We start from the raw sequence: 21145 nt of genomic DNA, 5'->3' as shown, positions 1-21145 counted from the left end.
GTGTGTGAAAAGTGAATTTCACTCTGAAATCAATTCGACAGGGAAATGTTTAATTAATTATGAGCCCCTCGGTCATTTCTGTAAAAACCAACTATATATTTTAATATTTGCTTTAATACATTTTAATTGATTCAAGCGTAAATGCGCAGCCCTTACTGCTAGTGGCAAAACCTGCTGTTAATCAGGTGGCCCCGGGTACCTCATACTGCGCATCCGATCTTCACTGAAGCATCTTCAGGCGGCTTGAAGTTGGTTAAACAGCTCGGCCGGCTCCTTCACTCACTGTTCTTTTATGCTTTCACCGAAAACAAAAAACCCTCTCCACGATGCGTGAAGAGGGTTCAAAGTGGAGCTGCAGGGAGTCGAACCCTGGTCCAGACAAGGAAACCGACGAGCTTTCTACGTGTGTATCTATGCTTGATTTGTTCGAAGCAACCGAGGCGCACATCAGGCCTATAGGTTACCCTTATCTGCTTGAGTTTCGCTTGGGCGTCGCAGCGCCACCCAAACTATCCTAATACTTTCGACACCCCGAACTCACCCGTGAAAAGGAAGACGGATGCGGGATGATGGCTAGTGCTTAGTACCTAGACTAGGCAGCCATGGCGTACGAGTAGTCGCCAGTTATTGGTCGAATGATTTGTTGGCGAGAGATTCATTCAACTCTCGACACGCTTACTCGCGACTTGCACGAGCTGTCAATTCCGGTCAGCCCCAATTTTAAAAGAACGATGCCCACCCGGTAAGGCGGGGTGCGAAGGTACGCACATCAATCAGGAAACGTTGCTACCGGGTAAAAATGTTCCCGTAAAAAGACAAGCGAACGGGCGGGTTCGTCCGGCATTGCGGTGGAAACAATGGCGGCGCTTCCCGGCCCGTTCGCTTGGTATGGAGGCTTATTTCGCGGCGGTAGCCTTGGGCTGAAAACCGGGCGTACCGGTTTGCCAGAGGCCAAAGCTTAGCAAGTCGGCCATGGTCTCAAACTGCTTCTGTTTAGAGTCGCCATTGCCGTGACCGGCTTCGTAATCGGTGAAGAACAGCACGGGCTTGCCCGAGGTGTTACTGGCTTGCAGGCGGGCGGCGAACTTGGCGGGCTGCCAGGCAATAACGCGGGGGTCGTTAAAACCGGCCGTTACGAGCGTAGCGGGGTATTTAGTGCCTTTTTGGAGGTGGTGGTAGGCATCCATTGCCAGCAGGGCCTTGTACTCGTCTTCCTTCTGCACGGTGCCAAACTCGGGCACGTTCACGGGGCCGTTGGGTGAGTTTTCCATGCGTACAGCATTCATAAGGCCCACCTCCGGAATAGCCACGGCAAACAGATCGGGGCGTTCCGTCATGGCCCGGCCTACCAGAATGCCGCCGGCGCTGCCGCCGTTAATGGCAATTTTGCCGGGGCTGGTGTATTTGTTCTGCACCAAGTATTCAGCGCTGGCAATCAAATCTTTCCAGGTGTTGGGCTTGGTGGTTTTCTGTCCGGCTTTGTGCCATTCCTCGCCCAGTTCGCCACCACCGCGCACGTGGGCCACAGCCAGCACTCCACCTTGCTGGGTCCAGAGCAGGTACGGCGGGTAGAAAAACGGGCCGGTAGACTTGGAGTACGCGCCGTAGCCCACCATGAGCACCGGTACCGAGCCGTTGCGGGGCGTGCCTTTCTTGTATACCAGGGAAAGTGGCACCATTACGCCGTCGTGCGAGGGCACCGTAATTTCCTCCACCACCAGATCCGCAAACTCCGGGTACTGCACCTCCGATGACAACGGCTCAGACGTAAATTTCCCGGTGGCAGCCGTGTAGCGGTAGCGCTGCCGGTCGGCGGTCCAGCCGCCCAGCGTGGCCCACAGGTCCGACGACTGCGCGTTTTTGGTAACCAGCTCAATGAGACCCGACGGCTGTGGCAGTTTCAGCTCCTGCGCCGATTTTGAGTTGCGGGGCAGAAAGTAAAGCTTGGCTTGCACCCCGTTTTTAACCCGCACAAAGTACAACCCGTCTTTGGTGGTTTTCAGTTGCTCGTCCTTGATGGCCTCGTCGGGGCTTTCGGGCACCAGCACCTCGGCCGCGGCCACGTTGGGCTTGGCAACGGGCATGCGCATCAACTTCTGGCGCGGGGTGTTTTTGGAGGTAACAAAGTAGATGTACTGCTCGTCGGTCACGAAATTGGTGACTTCATCGGCGGGCTGAAACAGTGGCTGCCAAGGCACGTTGGGCTTGGTTAAGGACTCCGCCGGGGCGTAATAGCCGTGCAGGTAACGGTCTACGGAGTACAAAAAGCCGTAGGCCAGCTTGGCGTCGCGGTCGATGCCGGCGTAGGGGTAATCGGAAGAACGAATGCTAAGCTTGGGGTATAGCTGGCTGGAAAACACCGGCTGGTCCTGGGCCACGGGCGTGCCCACGCGGTGCAGGCGGCACTGCGTGTTTTGGCGGGCGGCCATGTCCTTCAGGTCGCCGTTGTTAAATGGCAAATAGGCCAGTGTTTGGTTGTCGGGCAGCCACTCGCCGCCACCGCGCGTGAGTTGCAATTGCTCGGGGTACAGCTTGCGGGCTTTCACATCCATGATGAGCGTGCGGCCCAGTTCGGCACCTTTCTCGGTCAGGCCAAACGACACCTTGGAGCCGTCGTTGGTGGGCGAAAAACCGCTGATGTTGAACACCTTGCCCTTATCGTAATTCTCGGGGTCGAAGAGCAGAACTTCCTGGCCTTTGTACCCATCGCGGCAGTAGAGCTTGGGCTGCTGGTCTTGGGGGCGCGACTTAAAGTAGAAGTACCGGTCGTTGTCGGTTACGCGCAGTTCGCTCACGCGCGACGCTTTGCGCGAGTCGAAGTCCTTCATCTTGTCGATAAGCCCCTGCCGGCCGGAAATGGCATCGAGGGTTTGACGGGCATACGCGGCCTGCGACTTCATCCAGGTTTGTACGGCCGCATCGTTAAGATTTTCGAGGTTGCGGTAGGGGTCCTCCACCTTCGTTCCGAAGTACATATCGGTGGCAGTTACCGAGGGCGCCGCGGGCGGCCCTTGCTGGGCTAGGGCGGCCACGGAGGCGAGCATGCCCGCAAGAAGTAATACTGGTTTCATGTGCATAATGCGGCAATTGGTTAGCAAATGAGACTGAGTAATCAGAAGGCCCCCAATGACACCAATTCTACCCGGCAGCACAATCACACAATGATGTGGTAGTCAGCACACACGATGCATTCTACATAACTGATTCACTTCTTAACTGCCGACTAAAAACCTTGCCCTGCATCAGGGATTAGCGGTTAGGGAATGGATGCGTCAGGTACTGAAAGGTGGAGTTTGCAGGAGCTAAACCGCCCGGAATTGGGTTTCCAAAGCCCGCCTTTTCAGGGTATCTTTGCAGGGAGTGAGCATGGAAAATTTCGTCGTTTCGGCCCGTAAGTACCGTCCCGCCACGTTCCGCAGCGTGGTAGGGCAGCAGCACGTAACCACCACGTTACAGAACGCCATTGTGACCGGCCACTTGGCCCAGGCATTCCTGTTTTGCGGTCCGCGCGGCGTGGGCAAAACCACTTGCGCCCGCATTCTGGCCAAAACCATTAACTGCACCAATCTCACGCCCGAGGCCGAAGCCTGCGACCAGTGCGACTCCTGCCGCGCCTTCAACCAGAGCGCCTCGTTTAACGTGCACGAGCTGGACGCGGCCTCCAATAACTCGGTGGAAGACATCCGCTCTTTGGTGGAGCAGGTGCGCTACGCCCCGCAGGCCGGCCGCTACAAGGTGTACATCATCGACGAGGTGCACATGCTCTCGAACGCGGCCTTCAACGCGTTTCTGAAGACGCTGGAAGAGCCGCCGGGCTATGCCATTTTTATTCTGGCTACCACCGAGCGCCACAAAATCATCCCCACGATTTTGTCGCGCTGCCAGATCTTCGATTTCAACCGCATCAAGCTCGACGACATCGTGGGGCACCTCGGCTACATTGCCGGCAAGGAGCAGGTGCAGGCCGAAGACGACGCGCTGCACCTCATTGCCCAAAAAGCCGACGGCGGTTTGCGCGACGCACTCAGCATTTTCGACCAGATGGTTACCTTCTCGGGCCATCAGCTGAGCTACCGGGCGGTGGTGCAGAACCTGCACGTGCTCGATTACGAGTACTATTTCCGCCTTACCGAAGCTTGCCTCACCCAAGACCTGTCGGCCACACTGCTGCTGCTGGACGAAGTGGTGCAGAATGGCTTCGATTTGCACCAGTTTGTAGTGGGCGCCGCCGAGCACTTGCGCGGCCTGCTGGTGAGCAAAGACCCGCAAACGGTGCAGCTGCTGGAGGTATCGGAAGGCCTGCGTCAGCGCTACATCGACCAGGCCCGGCAAGCGCCGCTGAGCTTTTTGGTGACCGGCCTGAACCTGCTCAGCCAGTGCGACCGAGATTTTAAGGCCGCCAAAAACCAGCGCCTGCACGTGGAGCTGGTGCTCATGAAGCTGGCCTACCTGCGCAACGCCGTGCAGCTCACGCAGGATTTAGTAGCCTCGGCTGGCAACCACGTAGCATCGTCGGATAACGGCGAGGCTAAAAAAAAAACTAGTTCAGTAGCGCCCGCAGAGCCGGCCGCGCCGCTGGCCGCATCTGCTTCGGCAGGTCCGCGCCAGGCGAACGGCACGGCAGCGTACGCCACGAACGGTGCGGCCCTGAACGGTACGGTGGCCCACGATGCGCCCCCGGCATATCCGAAGCCCAACGGCACGCAAGCTCACGCGCCGGCCGCGCCCGAGCCCATTGTGCCGGTGCAAAGTGGCGTGGAAGAAATGCACCCCACGCCCAGCATCGAAGACGAGCAGGAGGAGCGCCCATCTACCAAAGCCCAGCTAATAGATACGCTGCCGCACGTAGTTGCTGGCCGCCCCAGCGTAGCCGGTCACGAGCCCGGTGCGCCGGCACTGGTGTCGGAATCCAGCTTGCCTGGCACACGTCCGGCGCCCAAGCCCATTGCCATTCCCAAGATGAACCTGCAAGCCGTGAAGGCGCAGGCGTCGCAGCGGCAGGAAGTGGCTGCCGTGGTAGTGGAGGAAGAGGCAACCGGCCCCGTAACCGGCCAAATCGACAACGAAGTGCTGCAGCGGGTGTGGGCCGAAATTGCCGAGGAACGCAAAGTCAACAGCATGAGCGAGTATCTCGTGCTGAACCGCCCGGTGCAGGCCGATGATCAGCACACCATTCACCTGCACCTCGACAACGGCGTGCAGATGGACCAGTTTAATTCCTTCCGCCCCGAGCTGCTGATGGAGCTCAAGCGCCGCACCGGCTTCCGCACCCTGCGCCTAGCCGCCGAAGTGGTAGAATCGGCCCCCACGGTGAAGCGCCTCTACACCTCCACCGACAAGTTTGCCTTCCTGGCCGATAAGTACCCCGTGCTCGTGGAAATGAAGCAACGACTGGGGTTGGACACGGACTTTTAAGCGCGAAAAAGTAGCTATGAAAAGCTTCTCTCTTGTTTGCAAGAAGGGAGCTTTTGGTTGTGCGGCTCTGTTATGGCCGCATAACTACCTTTGGTTCCTCTCCTTCTGCTAGTCTCATTCCCGTGAAAAAACCCTTCCTGCTCCTGCTGCCGGCGGTGGCCGCTCTGGCCCTAACCGAATGCCAATCGAGCAAAACGGCCGCCACGGCCACTGCGCCGGCCGCCACCCAAGCCGCTGAAACGCCCAAAGCCAAGGAGTACAAGTACACCACCGTGGAGGGCGACCCGCTGAAAACGCGCATCTACACCTTGGACAACGGCCTGACGGTGTACCTCTCCGACTACGACGACGCGCCGCGCATTCAGACCTACGTGGCGGTGCGCGCCGGCTCCAAGAACGACCCAGCCAACGCCACCGGTCTGGCTCACTACCTGGAGCATATGGTGTTCAAAGGCACCTCGCGGCTGGGCGCGCAGAACTACGCGGCCGAGCAGCAGGAGCTGGCGAAAATCGAAGGGCTGTACGAGCAGTACCGCGGCACTCGCGACGCCGCGTTGCGCAAGAAGCTCTACCACCAAATCGACTCGGTTTCGGGCGTGGCGGCCAAGTATGCCGTAGCCAACGAGTACGACAAGCTGATGGGCGCCATTGGGGCGAAGGGTTCGAACGCCTACACCTCCAACGAGCAGACAGTATATCAGGAAGACATTCCCTCGAACCGCATCGAGCAGTGGGCTTCCGTGCAGGCCGAACGGTTTGGCGAGCTGGTGCCGCGCCTGTTCCACACCGAGCTGGAGGCCGTGTACGAGGAGAAAAACCGCGGGCTGGACAACGACTTCAACAAGGAGTTTGAAGCCCTGAACCGCTCGTTGTTCAAAAAGCACGAGTACGGCACGCAAACCACTATCGGTACCATCGAGCACCTGCAGAATCCCTCCATTACGGAGATTAAGGCGTATTTCGATAAGTACTACGTGCCCAACAACATGGCCGTGACCATGAGCGGCGACTTGGACTACGACCAGACCATTCGCCTCGTAGACCAATACTTCGGCAAGCTCAAAACCAAGCCGGTGCCGGCCTACACGCCGGCGCAGGAAGAGCCCATTCAGGCGCCGCGGGTATCGGAGGTGAAGGGCCCGAACGCCGAGAACGTGATGATTGGCTTCCGCTTTCCCGGCACGGCCTCGAAGGATGCCCTCACGCTGCGCCTCATCGACAAGATTCTGACCAACGGCCAGGCCGGCCTCATCGACCTGAACCTGAACCAGCAGCAGGCCGTGCTGGAAGCCGCGTCGTTCACTGAAATCAACAACGACTACAGCACCCACGTGCTGTACGGCACGCCGCGCCAGGGCCAGAAGCTGGAGCAGGTGCGCGACCTGCTGCTGGCGCAGCTGGATAAAGTAAAGAAGGGCGACTTCCCCGACTGGCTCATCACGGCCATCATCAACAACGAGCAGTTGCAGCGCACCAAGAGCTACGAGAACAACGAGTCTCGCGCCGGCGCTTTCGTGGCCGCCTTCGTGGCCAAGCAGAACTGGAAGGATTACCTCAACCAGTTCGAGGAGTTCGGCAAGCTGACCAAGGAAGACGTGGTGCGCGTAGCCAACCAGTATTACGGCCCCGGCTACGCCCTGGTGTACAAGCGCACCGGCAAAGACACCAGCACGCCCAAAGTCATCAAGCCCGCCATTACGCCGGTGCCGGTGAACCGCGAGGTAGCTTCCGAGTACTACCAGCAAGTGGTAAGCATGCCCACGCCCGAGCTGCAGCCCGTGTTCGTCGATTACCAGAAAGACATTCAGCAAACCCAGCTCAAGCCCGGCCTGCCGCTGTTCTACACCCAGAACAAGGAAAACGGCCTCTTCGACCTGTATTACGTGCTCGACCTGGGCACCAACAACGACCCCAAGCTGGGCCTCGCCGCCAACTACCTGCAGTACCTGGGCACCGGCAAGTACAGCGCCGCCCAACTGCAGCAGGAGTTCTACAAGCTGGGCTGCTCGTTCAGCGTGAACAGCGGCGCCGACCGCATTTTCGTGAGCCTCTCCGGCCTCGACAAAAACCTGGAGCCGGCTCTGCAACTATTTGAGCAACTGCTGGCCAACCCCACGCCCGACGCCAAAGCCCTGAAAGACATGGTGGCCGGCGTACTGAAGTCGCGCCAGGATGCCAAGCTCAACAAGAGCGTGATTCTGCAGCAAGGCATGGTGAACTACGTAAAGTACGGCCCCCAAAACCCTTTCACCAGCCAGCTGAGTGAGAAAGAGCTAAAGGCCCTAAAGCCCGCCGACCTCACGGCCCTCACCAAGAAAATCCCGACCTACGAGCACCGCGTGCTGTACTATGGCCCACGTAAAATTGACGGGTTTGACACCCAAGAAGAAATCAGCGACGGTCCAGATAATGGTAAAAGCACCTTTATACCGGCCGGCATTGCTACCATTCTCAAGAATCTTCACCGCACGCCCGCCAAGCTCACCCCCACCCCGCCCGCCAAGGACTTCGCCGAGCTGCCCCTCAAGGACCGCAAAGTCTACTGGGTTGATTACAACATGGTGCAGGCCGAAATCCTGTTCCTGACTAAGGGCGAGGTGTACAACAAGGACATTGTGCCCACCGTGAGCCTCTACAACGAGTACTTCGGCGGCAACATGGGCAGCATTGTGTTCCAGGAGCTGCGCGAATCCAAGGCCCTGGCCTACTCCGCCACCTCGCGCTACGCCAACGCCGACAAAGCCGGCCGCTCCAACTACCAGCTCAGCTACATCGGCACCCAGGCCGACAAGCTGCCCGAGGCCATGGCCGGCATGGAAGCCCTGCTCACCGACATGCCCGCCGCCGAGGCCAACCTCACCATTGCCCGCCAGAGCATCCGCAACAGCATTGCCACCGAGCGCATCACCAAGTCGGACATCCTCTTCAGCTACGAGCGCGCCAAACGCCTCGGCCTCGACTACGACCTGCGCCGCGACGTGTACGAAAAGACAGCTAGCATGAGCCTCGACGACCTCAAGAAATTTCAGCAAGCCAAGGTGAAAGGCCAGCCCCAAACCATTCTCGTCATCGGCTCCAAGGACCGCCTGAACTTCAAGGAGCTAGCCAAGTACGGCGAGGTGAAGCAGCTCACGCTAAAGGAAATTTTCGGCTACTAAAAGCAAGGCCGGTTGGGTTGACCGGCGTCCGCGCCGCCTGCCGAAAACCACTCGCTACCTTACCCCAGAACGCACAGCGCCCGAAACCTCTCCGCAGGTTTCGGGCGCTATTTTTTAGGCCAATGCGGCCGAAAACAACCACGACAACCGCTAACAAAAGCCTCGTTCAGCAGTTGTCACCCTCCGCATCGCACTGGCGCGCCAAAGCCCTTCCCGGCCTCCCATACGACATTTTTCCCAAACACTTGTTTCCCCCCAATTTTAGTCGGTGCTTTGCACTCTGATTCGAGCGACCTGACAAGAAAGGCCCCGCCCCAACCGGCGTAGGCACTGCTTTGCCCGCCCGCTTCCCGCCCACCAACACCCCTAAACATCCGTCTTAAACGACCACGTTTCATATGGCAGACCAGAAGATTACCATTAAGAACGGCAAGCTTAACGTTCCCAATCGTCCTACTATTCCTTTCATCGAAGGCGACGGCATCGGTCCGGACATCTGGGCTGCGTCGGTTCGCGTGTTCGACGCCGCCGTGGCCAAAGCCTACGGCACCGAGCGTCAGTTGGTATGGAAAGAAGTACTGGCCGGTGAGAAGGCGTTTAAGCAAGCCAACAACTGGTTGCCCAATGAAACCCTGGAAGCCTTCCGCGAATACCTCGTGGGCATTAAAGGTCCCCTCACCACGCCCGTAGGCGGCGGTATTCGTTCCCTGAACGTGGCCCTGCGCCAGGAACTCGACCTGTACGCCTGCGTACGCCCCGTGCGCTGGTTTAACGGCGTGCCCTCGCCCGTGAAGCAGCCCGAGCTGACCGACATGGTCATCTTCCGCGAAAACACCGAAGACATCTACGCCGGCATCGAGTACATGAACGGCACGCCTCAGGCCCAGAAAATGCTGGAATTCCTGCAGGACGAGATGGGCGTGAAGAAAATCCGCTTCCCCGAAACCTCCTCCTTCGGCATCAAGCCCGTATCCAAGGAGGGCACCGAGCGCCTCGTGCGCGCTGCCATCAACTACGCCCTGGAGCAAAAGCGCGAGTCAGTGACCATCGTGCACAAGGGCAACATCATGAAGTTCACCGAGGGTGCCTTCAAAACTTGGGGTTATGAGTTGGCCGAGAAAGAATTCGGCGACAAAGTCTTCACCTGGGCCCAATACGACAAGCTGGCCGCCAAGCACGGTGCCGATGCCGCCAACCTGCACATGAAGAACGAGCTGGCTTCGGGCAAAATACTGGTGAAGGACAGCATCGCCGATGCCTTCCTGCAGCAGATCCTGCTCCGCCCCGCCGACTACGACGTGGTAGCCACCCTCAACCTGAACGGCGACTACATCTCCGACGCCCTCGCCGCCATCGTCGGCGGTATCGGCATTGCACCCGGCGCCAACATCAACTACCTCACCGGCCACGCCATTTTTGAGGCCACCCACGGCACCGCGCCCAAGTACGCCGGCCAGGACAAGGTGAACCCCGGCTCCGTAATCCTCTCCGGCGCCCTCATGCTGGAGTACATGGGCTGGCAGGAAGCCGCCGACCTCATCTACAAAGGCCTCGAAGCCGCCATTGCCTCCAAGCGCGTCACCTACGACTTCGAACGCCTCATGGAAGGCGCCACCCTGCTGAAATGCTCGGAGTTCGGCGAGGAGATTGTGAAGAACATGTAGTAGTATAGATATAAAGAAAAGGACCACCCCTAAATAGGTGGTCCTTTTCTTTATACAAAACAATAAAATAATGAGAACAAGCCAATTAGTTAATGTGCTTTCGCAAAACATTAAAAATATAAAAATTGAGAAGACAGCAGGGAGCCCACTTACTAATGGTCAGCCTGGCCCAGTTTTATTCAAAGGAATAAACTCCTTAAAATATGCTATACATCAATTAGAATCTGCTGGACTTTTAGTAGATCAGATAGATCCTATAAAAAACACTATCCTTTATCAGACAGGTGCGGATAGCATTAGTGTTAATTACAGTGAGTCCTCTGATATATCTAATAGAATAAGAAGTGCTTCTCTCATAGGGGAGTTGCTACTTGATGCGCTGTCATCTACTATTAAAGACCAGCCATCGGATTCAATTAACGTTAGACTACCTGATAGCATTAAAGATTTTCATGACCTTGAAAAGTTTTCTCATGACTTGCACATTGCATTAAGCCAAACTGTCATTGAGGATGAAATAGGAGGAAAGGTAGAAATTACTGGCGTTGAAAACGGATCTATATGGTTACAAATTTTCTTAGGATCTTCAGCAGCAGTGCTTTTAGTTGGTAGCTTAGTATGGGCCGCGATGGTTATATATAAAAAGAAGCAAGAGGGTGACTTACTTGCTCAGCAAGTACGTGGGCTTGGAATTAGGAATACTGCTGTTGAAGAAATACAGCAGGCCCAACAAGCTCTACTTAAGGAAGTAATTGATGCGGAGGCTAATCATATTAATGAAGAAAATTATGACATTAAAAATCCGGAGAGAGTAGAACGCCTTAAGCATTCTATTGAATTATTTTCAAAATTAATTGAGAAAGGAACCGAAATTTATCCTTCTCTAGCAGCTCCTGAGAACGTATCTAATCTATTCCCAAATATCAACAACCTAACGGGGGTAGTGTCAAAAATAAAGCAGATTGGTAATCAATAGGTTTTATATTAATAATTTGAATACTTCGCTAAATACATGAAACAGGGCATCCCACCACGGGATGCCCTGTTTCATGTAAGCACATATCCAAAAAACCTAAGCCACCGGCTTGACCGCTTCCCCCCGTTCCTGCTGCACCCGCTTCAGCAGCTGCGCCAGCGTGTAGTTCTTCTCCTTCGCCTTGTCCACGCCCCGGTACAGGCTTTTGCCGTCGGCCATCAGCTCCCGCAGCAGCGCGTAGAGGTGGTTGAGCACCTTCGTCGATTCAAGCCACTCCCCGTCCCCTTGGTATAACCTTTCCGTAAGCTCCGCGGTATGCCCAACATTGCGCCGCGCACCGGGTTACGCTACCCGTAAGCCCTTCACCATTTCGCCGGCGTGCGGCCCCTCTCCTCCTTCTTTTCAGGCTTCTATTTTGGCAGAAACCATCCCCGCCCACTTGCCCGGCACCAAGCCCGCCTCCGCCACTATCGTGCTGGCCGGCGCCACCGGCGCCCTGGGCCGGCTCATCGGCCAATACCTGCTGCAACGCGGCGCCACAGTGCGGGCCTTAATTCGCCCCGGCAGCGGTGTCAAGCCCGAAGCCGCCGCCCTGCGCAACCAAGGCGCTACGGTGTTGGAAGTCGATTTCAACAACGAAGCCGCCCTAACCGAAGCTTGCGCCGGCGCGGCCTGCGTGGTATCGGCCCTTTCCGGCCTGCACGACGTGATTGTGGACACCCAAACGCACCTGCTCCAGGCTGCCGTAGCCGCCGGCGTGCCCCGCTTCATTCCCTCCGATTACTCCATCGACTACACCAAGCTGCCCGAAGGCTCAAACCGCAACCTCGACCTGCGCCGCGAATTCAGCCGCAACCTCGACAAAGCGCCCATTCAGGCTACCTCCGTGCTGAACGGCATGTTCACCGACCTGCTCACCGGCCAGGCCCCGGTCGTCCTCTTCGGCTTGAAGCGCGTGGCTTACTGGGGCGACGCCTACCAGCCCATGGACTTCACCACCACCGCCAACACCGCCGAATTTACCGCCGCCGCCGCCCTCGACCCCACCACGCCCCGCTACCTACGCGTAGCTGGCGAAGTAGCCAGTATGCAGGGCTTGCAGCAGGCCGCCAGCGCCGCCACGGGCGAGAAGTTTAAGTTGTTTCGCATCGGCGGCCTCGGTGCTTTTGGTAACGTTATCAAGCTAACCAAAGCCCTCATGCCCGCCTCCGACGACGTGTTTCCGCCCTGGCAGGGCATGCAATACCTGCACAACATGTTCACCGGCCTCCCCAAGCTGGCGCCGCTTGACAACAACCGCTACCCCGAAATCCATTGGACCTCGGTGCGCGAGGTGCTAGCCACCAAAAAATAGGCAGCCAAGCCGCCCCCAGCTCAAACCCCTACAAACAAGAACGGGACGCCCAAGGTGGGCGTCCCGTTCTTGTTTTATGCAAATCCGGCTACTTATCGTAGCTCCGGCTTCTGCAGTTTAGCAGCGGCGCTCTGCACTTCTCAGATGCAAACCGCACCGCGCAGTCTTTATCGAACCACCAGTTTGCTGGTAGCCGAGCCACCCGCCGTGGTAACCCGCACCGAATACACGCCGCTGCCAAGGCTGCTGGTGTTCAGCTCGGCCGTAACCAAGCCGTTTACAGCCCGGGCTTCCTGGCTCAGCACCTGTTGGCCTACCGTGTTAAGCACCACAATGCGCGCTACGCCAGTGGCCGGAACGTTCAGGAACGCCTTGCCCTGCGCGGGGTTGGGGTACAGTTGCACTTGGCCGAGGCTCTTGTGGGTATTGCTGGCCAGCACGCGGGCCGCACCGAGGCGCACGAAGAAGCGGCCGCTGGTGGTTCCGCCCGCGAGGGTTGCCGTGTAGGCGCCGCGGCGCAAATCGTGCAGGGTGCCGGTGAGGCGGTCTTCCAGCAGCACCTCAGCGGTGGCCGGGAAATGCATCAGCCGCTGCGCCGAGAAGGTGAACGTACCAGCCGGTGCTACCACTTCCAAGGGCAGCACCACTTGCGGCGCCGTTAGCTCGGGCAGGCCCTGAATGCTGAGTTGCTCGGTGCCAGCTACCGTAGCCACACTCACCAACGAGGCCGTGGGCACTTTCCAAGCATCGAAACGCACATCGACGCCGGGCGTGGCGCCGGCTTCGGCGTAAAACACCACCACATCGTAGGCGCTGCCGTTGCTCACCTGCAAATCCAGGCGCGGCCGGGTATCGGTGTTGGCTTGGCGCTGGAACGTGGGATTCGCGTAGGTGGTCAGACGCATGGCGCGGGTAATGCTCAGGCTGGCGTTGGTGCCGGCGTTGGGGTTGCGCACGAAAAAGCCCTGGCCCAAGGCCAGTTGCCCGTTGCTTAGGTCGCCCGTACCAATGCCGTTTACATACTGATCGTAGCTACCGGTGTACGGGCCGCTGGGACGGAACACGTATACGGCATCGGCCAGGCCGCCCGTTTGCAGCGCGGGGCGCATGGCCGACAGGCTCAGCGGCGACGGGAAGGGGTTACCCAGCAAGTGCCACCCGGAATTGGCAGCTCCCGAATTGCCCAAACCAGACAACTGAACCTGCTCTGCGGGCGGCGCCGAACCGGTGAATGACAGCGTTTGTCCGCCAGCCAGCTGGGCCGTGTAGCCCTGGCCGGTGCTCATAGCCTGCGTTGTACCCGTCGGCGACACCCACCCCCGGTCGAAGAAATCGGTGGTTGAGTTCAACCGCGTTTGGTCGTAGGCAAACACCGTGGGAAAAGGCGTAACCAGCCCCGGCGTGGCCGACGTGTTGTACGCCGGGTTTACCACCACCGACGAGCCGCCGCTGCCCAACTGCGCCACAGTGGCTCCGGTTACGGGGGCACTCAGGTGGCGGTAGCCCTGCATGCTGCCGGCCTCAGCGCGCTGAATGGTCATGTTGCCTTGCACCTGCTGGCCCACGCTATTTACAATCATGCCGCTCAGCGCGGGCGTGGAAAGCAGCGTGAGGTTACCGGCGCTGTTCAGGTTGCCGTTCAGGGTTAGCACCCGGGCCACGCGCAACGGGCCGCCCAACGTAGCACCCGACAGGCCTACCGTTAAGTCATACAAATTGCTGGTGCCCGTGCCGTTCAGGGTTTGGTTAGCAGCTCCCGATAACGTAACCGTACCGGTGCTGGCCGAGAAAGATCCATCGTTGGCGACGTTGCCCTTCAGATCCAGCGTTCCGCCACTCATACTGAGCGCGGCACCACTGCTGATGGTTAGTGCCTTGGCGGCTGCCGCGCCGCTGGCTATAATGGGCATCCGGGGCCGGCCGCTCGGAATAGAGGCATCCAGCAAGGCGGTGGGTACGCCATCGGACCAGTTGCCGGCCGTAAACCAATCGGTGGAAACGTTGCCCGTCCAAGTCGTGGTGGTGGCAACGGCCGTTGTGGTTGCCGTGCGGTACAAGGTAGCGGTCGGACTGTTCGAGGCAGTTAATCCACCCACCACGTACACGAAGTTGCCGGCGGCCACCGCGCGCATCTCCGTTATGGCCTGGGGCAGCGAAGTGCCCGCGGTCCAGGTGTTGGTAGCCGGGGTGTAATAATCCACGTTGTTGTAGAACGTGCCGAGGTTCATCCCGATGTCATTATCGCCGCCGACAATGTAGAGGTTGCCGTCGGAGCCGGCTACGCCGGTGGTGTAGCCCCGGGCCGGGTTGGGCAAGCTCGCCGCGGTGGTCCAGGCGTTGGTGGTGGGGTTGTACACGTAATGATCCGTCAGGGCCGGATAGGGACTGGCCCCAATGCCCCCGTAAATATGCATCAGCCCGGCGGCGTCGATGGCCGCCGCCATGCCCATGATGGCTCGCGGCATGGATGTACCCACGGACCAGGTGTTGGTGCTGGGGTTGTAAATCTGCACATCCGTAGCCGGAGTGATTCCCAGGTCGAAGTTCCAGCCCCCGAACACGTAAATGAGGCCGCTAGGGGCCGTTAGAGCCCGCGCCTCCCAGCGCGCCGACGGCATGGAGGCAATGGTTGTCCAGGTATTCGTGGTGGGATTATAGCGGAAGCATTCGGAGCGGTATATGCTCTGGTCGCGGCCGGCAAACGAGTAGATGTTGCCGTCGAGGCCCACCGCCGCCGCGGGTCCCTGCATGGGTACGGGCATGGGGGCCCGGCTCGTCCAGATACCGGTTGCGATGTTGTACGCCTCGGTGGAGTTGAACGTGGTGGAGCCATTGTAGCCCCCAAACACGTAAATGTTGCCGTTCGGGTGCGCCACGGCCCCCTGCTGGGCGCGGGCAGTGCTCATCGGGGCCATGGCTACCCAGGGCCCGTTTGAGCGGGCCGCTATGGGATTAGGCTGCAGGGCTGGCTGATGCGCGTGGGAAACATTGCCCTGTGAAACTGTGGGGTCAGCAGATTGCGCCAGCACCTGGCTGCCAAAAAGAAAACCGACCAGCACAAGGCCAAGCGTAGGTAAACGTTGGGGCATGTTCGTGGGAAGATATTGTTGGGTTTAAGCATAAAAATAGGGGCAAGTAGTTTGTATAAAAAAGGGTTTACAGCGTATTTAATTTTAGAAACGGCCTCAAGTCATGACCTGTGGCCTAGCGGTACTGTTCTGGAAGCGTTACTTCCCGTTCACCAATTCATACAACATGCAAAGAGGACCCCAAACGGGGTCCTCTTTGTGGGGTTTCAACAAGTGCGTTCGTAACGCTGTCGGATTCACCGCAGTCGGCTTACCGCTTGATCATTTTCAGTACCTGCTGCTGCTTGCCCTGGCGGGCAGTGAGGTAGTAAATGCCGGCGGGCAGCGTAGCGGTTTCGGGCAGGGCAATGGTTTGCAGGCCCGTGGCAACCGTGGCCGTAAGGCGGCGCACCGTTTGGCCCAGCGCATTTTGCACGGTGAAAGTTACCGGTCCGGCCTCCAGGGCATCCAGCTGCACCGAGGCGGTTTTCTCGTAGGGGTTTGGGAATACGCTGGCTGTAAACAGCTGCTCAGCCGCGGGTACCTGCACCGTACGCACCGGCGACAACGTGCTGGTCTGGTCCTCATCGACCTGGCGCAGCCGGTAGTACAGGGTGCGGCCGCTGCCTTGGGGCACGCTATTATCGGTAAAGCGGTAGGTCGAGCGGTTGGGCGTGGTGCCCGCGCCGGCCAACTGCCCCACCGCCTGGAACTCGGCCCCGGTCAGGCTCCGCTCCACCACGAAATAGGCGTTATTCTTTTCAGTGGCGGTGGCCCAGGTAAGCAGGGCCCCTTTGCCGCTCCACACGGCCGAAAAAGCAACCAGCTCTATCGGCAGCGGTGCGTTATTCACCGTTATCAGCAGCGACACCGTGCTGGGGCAGTTGCTTTCGATGGTGGTACCGCTGACCGTATACAAGGTGGTGCGGGTGGGCGTTACGGTTATCTGGGCACTGGTAGCGGCCAGCGTGGTGGTAGAAATGCCGTTGTTGGCCGTATACGTGTACGGCCCTCCCGTGCCCTGCGTGGTAGACAGGATGACCTCGGTACCCGGCTGCACGTTGTTATCTTCGTCGTTGGATTCCAGCACCAGGTTTTTGGTAAGCACCCGGATATTCTGCGACACCAAATCGGAACCGCAGGTGGGGGTATTGGTCGCTACGGTGTAGGTAGTGGATTCCGACGGCATCACGTCGAATACCCCGGTCGTGTTGCTATTGATAACCTGCCCGCCCGCCGAAAGCAGGTACTGCGACCCACTGGTAGCCCCGCTTGCCTCAATGGTTACCCTGGTGCCGGGGCATACCGCGTCTTGGGCACCAAGCGCCGTGCCTGCGGAACTGGCCCTGACCGTCAGCGTAGGGGCCAACACCAGGTTGAATTCCTTTAGCTTGGCATTGGGGCAATCGATGGTGCTGGCCAGGATATAGGTGGCTTGCGTTGCAATTTGGGGCAGCGCAAACGTATGGGTAGTACCCGCCAGCGAGGGATTGATGGTCATTACCACCGCAGTATCCGTGCCGATGGCTCGGCGTAGAGTTAGGATACCGTTAGAAATTGGGGTTACCACCAAGGCCGTGGATGCCGTAGCGGAAGGGCAGTAAGAGCCCGTTAAATCCCCGGTCCCATTGTTAATGGTGGTAGTGGCAGTACCGGTACCGGAGGGGTAGGTAATGGTGAACTGCCCAGAGCAGTTACTCGACGACTGCCCGTAGCTCACGGTTGTGAAGCCAACCAACAAGAGAGCCAACCAAAAGGAGGTGTAAACTTTTTTCATTTTCCAGCATTTTTTATAACTCATCCAACTACGACACGAATCTACATGACTTTTCCAATTATAAATTGTTTAATAGCAACTTAATTTATTTCCACCCCTAAAAGCTCCTTCCCTGAACGCTAACGCACTTTATTACAATATTTTATTTGCATGATTAAACGTTGTCAGTTTTTGACAGTACCTACTCTATTGAAAAAGTTACATTTATGAATATAAAAAGTTCTATAATCACCCTATAGCAACTCGCGAATTGCAAAAGGCATGGCTGAGTTCGATTAGTACATTGCTTACGACACTATGAAATAAGCCACTTCGGGCCGCCAATGCGGTTCTTCCTGGCAGCGAAGCGGCTAGAGTACCTCCGGAGAAATTGGCCCGCAAACCCCTATCCGGGCTAGCACTTTCGGCGTTTCCGGGTAACGGAGTTGCCAGGTCCGCACAGTTACCGACTGGGCACGGCCGAACGGGATGCGGCCAGGAACCGCGCTGTAACCAGCAGTTGGCCTACGTGGCGCATGGTGTGTTCGGCGGCATGCACTAGCAGGCCCATAACCGTGGACGGCAGTTTGGCCCGGCCCACCCCGCGAAATTCGGTCAGCGTGGCCTCGTTGGTGCCGTTCAGCTGAACCAGTGCTACATCTACCTGAGCATCGAAAGCGCGCAGCAGGTCGGCGGTGGGGGTAGGCCGTTCTATGGGCTGGCCCTCGGCAGTCAGGTACGCCAGCTGCGCGGGCGACAGGGCTTCGCCGCGGGCATAAGTCAAGAGTCGGTCGAGCACGCCGGTGAGGTGCTGCAGGTGAAACCCCACCGAAGCCACGCCGGCGGGCCGTTCCCAAAGCATGGCATCGGGGAAATCATGCAGGGCAAGTGTTAACTCTTCGCGGGCCTGCAGCAAGGCATGGGCCACCGGTTGCAGCAGTGCCGGCACTACGGGCAGAGGACCGCGCAGCCATACTTCTTTGAGGTCGGAGGAAGCCATTGAGGCTATAACGCACGAGGTAGGCGCTGGTTTGTTAATTCACCCGTCTGCTTTCGGAAAAGGCGGCTCGTAACAGTCCCCATGCAGTAGCCAGCGCATAAAAATGGCCGGTATTTGCACGCCGAAGCCCAAAACTGCCAGCTATGCGGTATTTTGGGGCATTCGTTGGCTGAGCGCTCAGCCGTTTACCCGCATGTTGCAAGTTTCCCGGCGCGGCACGGCCATGCCCATGTCGCCCTACCGCAAGCTCACTCCTTACGCCGATGCCGCCAAGCAGCGCGGCGTGGGCGTGTACCACCTGAACATCGGCCAGCCCGATATTGAAACCCCGCCCGCCGCCCTGGCCGCCGTGCAGCAGGCCCGCATTGGGGTACTCGAATACAGCCCCACCGCCGGCCTGCCCAGCTACCGCACCAAGCTGGCCGCCTACTACCAGCGGGCCGGTATGCCAGTGGAGGCCGAGGATATTCTGGTAACGGCCGGTGGCTCGGAGGCCATTTTCTTTGCCCTGATGAGCTGCCTGAACCCTGGCGACGAGCTCATTGTGCCCGAGCCGTTTTACGGCGCGTACACGGCCTTTGCCGTGGCTACCGATGTGCGCATTGTGCCCGTTACCTCGCACATCGAGAACGGGTACGCCCTCCCTCCCATTGCCGAGTTCGAGTCCCGTATTACCCCGCGCACCAAGGCCTTGCTGGTGTGCAACCCCAACAACCCTACCGGCTACGTGTACAGCCGGCAGGAACTGGAGCAACTGCTGGACTTATGCCGGCGCCACCATTTGTACCTGCTCTCCGACGAAGCCTACCGCGAGTTTTGCTACGACGGCAACTACGTAAGTGCCCTGCACTTGCCTGGTGCGGCGGAGCACGTGGTGGTACTCGATACCATTTCCAAACGCTACAGCGCCTGCGGGGCACGCATAGGCGCCTTCGTTACCAAAAACAAAGCGTTGCAGGCCGTAGCGTTCAAGTTTGCCCAAATGCGCGTGAGTCCGCCCGGCCTGGCGCAGCTGCTGGGCGAAGCCGCCACCGAGCTACCCGACAGCTACTTCGACTTGGCCAAGGCAGAATACCTGGCCCGCCGCAACCGCATGGTGGAGCGCCTGCGCGCCATTCCCGGCGTGTACTGCCCCACGCCCGGCGGCGCGTTTTATATTATGGCCAGCCTGCCTATTGCCGATGCCGAACATTTTGCGCTGTGGCTGCTAGAGGAGTTTCAGCACGACGGCCACACCGTTATGATTTCGCCCGCAACTGGCTTTTACGCCACGCCCGGCGCCGGCCGTAACGAGGTGCGTCTGGCCTACGTCATTAACCAAGCCGCCATCGACGGCGCCATGGATTGCCTGGCCGAAGCCTTACGGCAGTACCCCGGCCGCATCGGGGCCTAATTTCGCTTTCTTCAGCTTCGCTTCTTCTCGTTTCTTCACTTTCATCCTGCCCCGCTTCCATGTCTGAATTGCCGCCCGCAGCTGCTCCTGCTGCCCGAAAATACTCCCTTGCTCTGCGCATCTGGCATTGGGCCAACTCCTTTGTCGTGTCGGCGCTGCTGACCTCCATTTTCGTGCTGTTCGTGGTGCTGAAGATGAAGGAGGTGGGGCCGAAATTTCAGGAGGTGCTGCAGAAAGAAGGCGTAACCATGAGCCTGGAGCAGATTCGGGGGCTCACGCGCATTGTGAGCCACAAGGTGTGGGACTGGCACATCTACTTTGGGGTGACGCTGGCCGTGCTATTGGCCCTGCGCATTGTAACCGAAATAGCCCAAGCCCGCAGCCAGCGGTTCGCACACCGCTTAAAACAGGCCAAGGGACAATCGGCCGAAGGTCAGCCGTTCCGATTGCAGAAATCGGCGCTGGTAAAGTACTCCTACCTGGCCTTTTACCTGATGCTGGTGGTGATGGTCGTAACCGGCCTGGGGCTGATTTACGCCGACGACGTGCCGTTCCTGGAGGAGCTGGAGCACACCATTGAAGAAGTTCACAACTTCACCATGTACCTCGTTATGGGCTTTATTGTGGTGCATGTGGTGGGCGTGGTGTGGGCCGAGCTGCACAAAGACCGCGGCATTGTGTCGGATATGATTAACGGCGGCGAACCACGCACTTAAAGCATAGCCCGTTCGTTGCAGGCTATGCGTCTGTGCCAGCAGTCCGACGACGCTTAACTGCTAACCGAAAAGTATCCGCTCATGTACCCGCTACCCAAAGCCTCTTGGTGCCGCAACCTTGCCCTTAGCTGCGGCTTGCTGGTGGGTATGCCATTGCTGGCTTTCCGCCTGGAGCCGCCAAAACCGGTGCGGGCGGCTCCGTCGCTCACCATGCGCATCAACGGGGCGCCGGTGGCCGTGGATACCGTGTACTCGCGCATTGAGGTTTCTACGGGGCCCGGCAAGGTGCTTACGCTGGCCCTGGCCCGCGCCGACGCCCGCGACGAGCAGGGCCTCACCATACTGGTCGATGAGTTTAAGCCCGTGCCGGCTACGTACCGCTTCAAGGAAATCCTGAGCGGCCACGTGCGCGAAGCCGCCTACCGCGTGGGCGAAATCAGCGCCGAGTCCATGGCCTGCGGCGTAAACGAAGGCGAGGTGCGCGTCATTGCCATTGATGCCACGCGCCACATCATGATGGGCACCTACCGCGTGGTGACCTGCCAAACCAACGTGGCCCGCTCGGCTGCCAAGAAGCTGGTGTTTGAGGGCAGCTTCTGGTTTCCGTACGAGGTACGCTAAAAGAGCCAAACGCAAAAGCGGCGG

The 21145-nt window shown here is 58.6% G+C and carries 13 protein-coding genes and 1 other RNA gene; 8 read left to right on the top strand and 6 right to left on the bottom strand.

What is annotated here, in order from left to right; genetic code table 11:
- Nucleotides 1-344: 344 nt before the first annotated feature.
- Both ssrA and ABD903_RS00650 read right to left on the bottom strand, forming a co-directional pair.
- Nucleotides 345-716: a transfer-messenger RNA gene (gene ssrA, locus ABD903_RS00655) on the bottom strand.
- A 180-nt stretch (nt 717-896) separates the two neighbouring features.
- Nucleotides 897-3071, bottom strand: coding sequence for a prolyl oligopeptidase family serine peptidase (locus ABD903_RS00650; RefSeq protein WP_345220424.1), 2175 nt, complete (start codon nt 3069-3071; stop codon nt 897-899).
- Between the two features lie 295 nt (nt 3072-3366).
- Between ABD903_RS00650 and ABD903_RS00645 the strand changes: the two genes are divergently transcribed.
- From ABD903_RS00645 to ABD903_RS00630, 4 genes are all read left to right on the top strand, one after another.
- Entirely contained in the window at nt 3367-5415 is a 2049-nt protein-coding gene (locus ABD903_RS00645; RefSeq protein WP_345220422.1) for a DNA polymerase III subunit gamma/tau, read from the top strand.
- Between the two features lie 122 nt (nt 5416-5537).
- Nucleotides 5538-8573 carry a M16 family metallopeptidase gene (locus ABD903_RS00640; RefSeq protein ID WP_345220421.1) on the top strand — a complete coding sequence of 1012 codons (3036 nt, stop codon included), beginning with the start codon at nt 5538-5540 and terminating at the stop codon, nt 8571-8573.
- A gap of 398 nt (nt 8574-8971) precedes the next feature.
- Nucleotides 8972-10237: an NADP-dependent isocitrate dehydrogenase gene (icd, locus tag ABD903_RS00635; RefSeq protein WP_345220420.1), complete on the top strand. Its 1266-nt coding sequence runs from the start codon at nt 8972-8974 to the stop codon at nt 10235-10237.
- Nucleotides 10238-10274: 37 nt separating this feature from the next.
- Nucleotides 10275-11213, top strand: coding sequence for a hypothetical protein (locus ABD903_RS00630; RefSeq protein ID WP_345220418.1), 939 nt, complete (start codon nt 10275-10277; stop codon nt 11211-11213).
- A gap of 96 nt (nt 11214-11309) precedes the next feature.
- Here the strand turns inward: ABD903_RS00630 and ABD903_RS00625 are convergent, their stop codons facing one another.
- Nucleotides 11310-11468: a hypothetical protein gene (locus ABD903_RS00625; protein ID WP_345220416.1), complete on the bottom strand. Its 159-nt coding sequence runs from the start codon at nt 11466-11468 to the stop codon at nt 11310-11312.
- Between the two features lie 160 nt (nt 11469-11628).
- Between ABD903_RS00625 and ABD903_RS00620 the strand changes: the two genes are divergently transcribed.
- Entirely contained in the window at nt 11629-12567 is a 939-nt protein-coding gene (locus ABD903_RS00620; protein ID WP_345220415.1) for an NmrA family NAD(P)-binding protein, read from the top strand.
- Between the two features lie 167 nt (nt 12568-12734).
- On the opposite strand, the gene ABD903_RS00615 is transcribed toward ABD903_RS00620, so the two are convergent.
- The 3 genes from ABD903_RS00615 to ABD903_RS00605 all read right to left on the bottom strand — a co-directional run bounded on the left by ABD903_RS00615 (nt 12735) and on the right by ABD903_RS00605 (nt 18391).
- A complete protein-coding gene (locus ABD903_RS00615; RefSeq protein WP_345220413.1) occupies nt 12735-15656 on the bottom strand; it encodes a Kelch repeat-containing protein in 2922 nt (973 codons plus the stop codon).
- Nucleotides 15657-15906: 250 nt separating this feature from the next.
- Nucleotides 15907-17412, bottom strand: coding sequence for a T9SS type A sorting domain-containing protein (locus ABD903_RS00610; protein ID WP_345220412.1), 1506 nt, complete (start codon nt 17410-17412; stop codon nt 15907-15909).
- A gap of 442 nt (nt 17413-17854) precedes the next feature.
- Nucleotides 17855-18391 carry a DinB family protein gene (locus tag ABD903_RS00605; RefSeq protein ID WP_345220411.1) on the bottom strand — a complete coding sequence of 179 codons (537 nt, stop codon included), beginning with the start codon at nt 18389-18391 and terminating at the stop codon, nt 17855-17857.
- A 193-nt stretch (nt 18392-18584) separates the two neighbouring features.
- Here ABD903_RS00605 and ABD903_RS00600 point away from each other — a divergent pair, with 193 nt between their 5' ends.
- From ABD903_RS00600 to ABD903_RS00590, 3 genes are all read left to right on the top strand, one after another.
- Nucleotides 18585-19784 carry a pyridoxal phosphate-dependent aminotransferase gene (locus ABD903_RS00600; RefSeq protein ID WP_345220409.1) on the top strand — a complete coding sequence of 400 codons (1200 nt, stop codon included), beginning with the start codon at nt 18585-18587 and terminating at the stop codon, nt 19782-19784.
- A gap of 59 nt (nt 19785-19843) precedes the next feature.
- Complete coding sequence (locus ABD903_RS00595; protein WP_345220408.1) at nt 19844-20500, top strand: cytochrome b/b6 domain-containing protein; 657 nt, start codon at nt 19844-19846, stop codon at nt 20498-20500.
- An 81-nt stretch (nt 20501-20581) separates the two neighbouring features.
- The gene (locus tag ABD903_RS00590; protein WP_345220406.1) at nt 20582-21121 is read left to right on the top strand and encodes a hypothetical protein; all 540 of its coding nucleotides are present in this window, start codon (nt 20582-20584) and stop codon (nt 21119-21121) included.
- Nucleotides 21122-21145 lie beyond the last annotated feature (24 nt).

Origin of the sequence: Hymenobacter koreensis (genome assembly GCF_039541855.1) — a bacterium.
GTDB lineage: Bacteria > Bacteroidota > Bacteroidia > Cytophagales > Hymenobacteraceae > Solirubrum > Solirubrum koreensis.
This window is presented reverse-complemented; position numbering and strand designations above follow the sequence as displayed.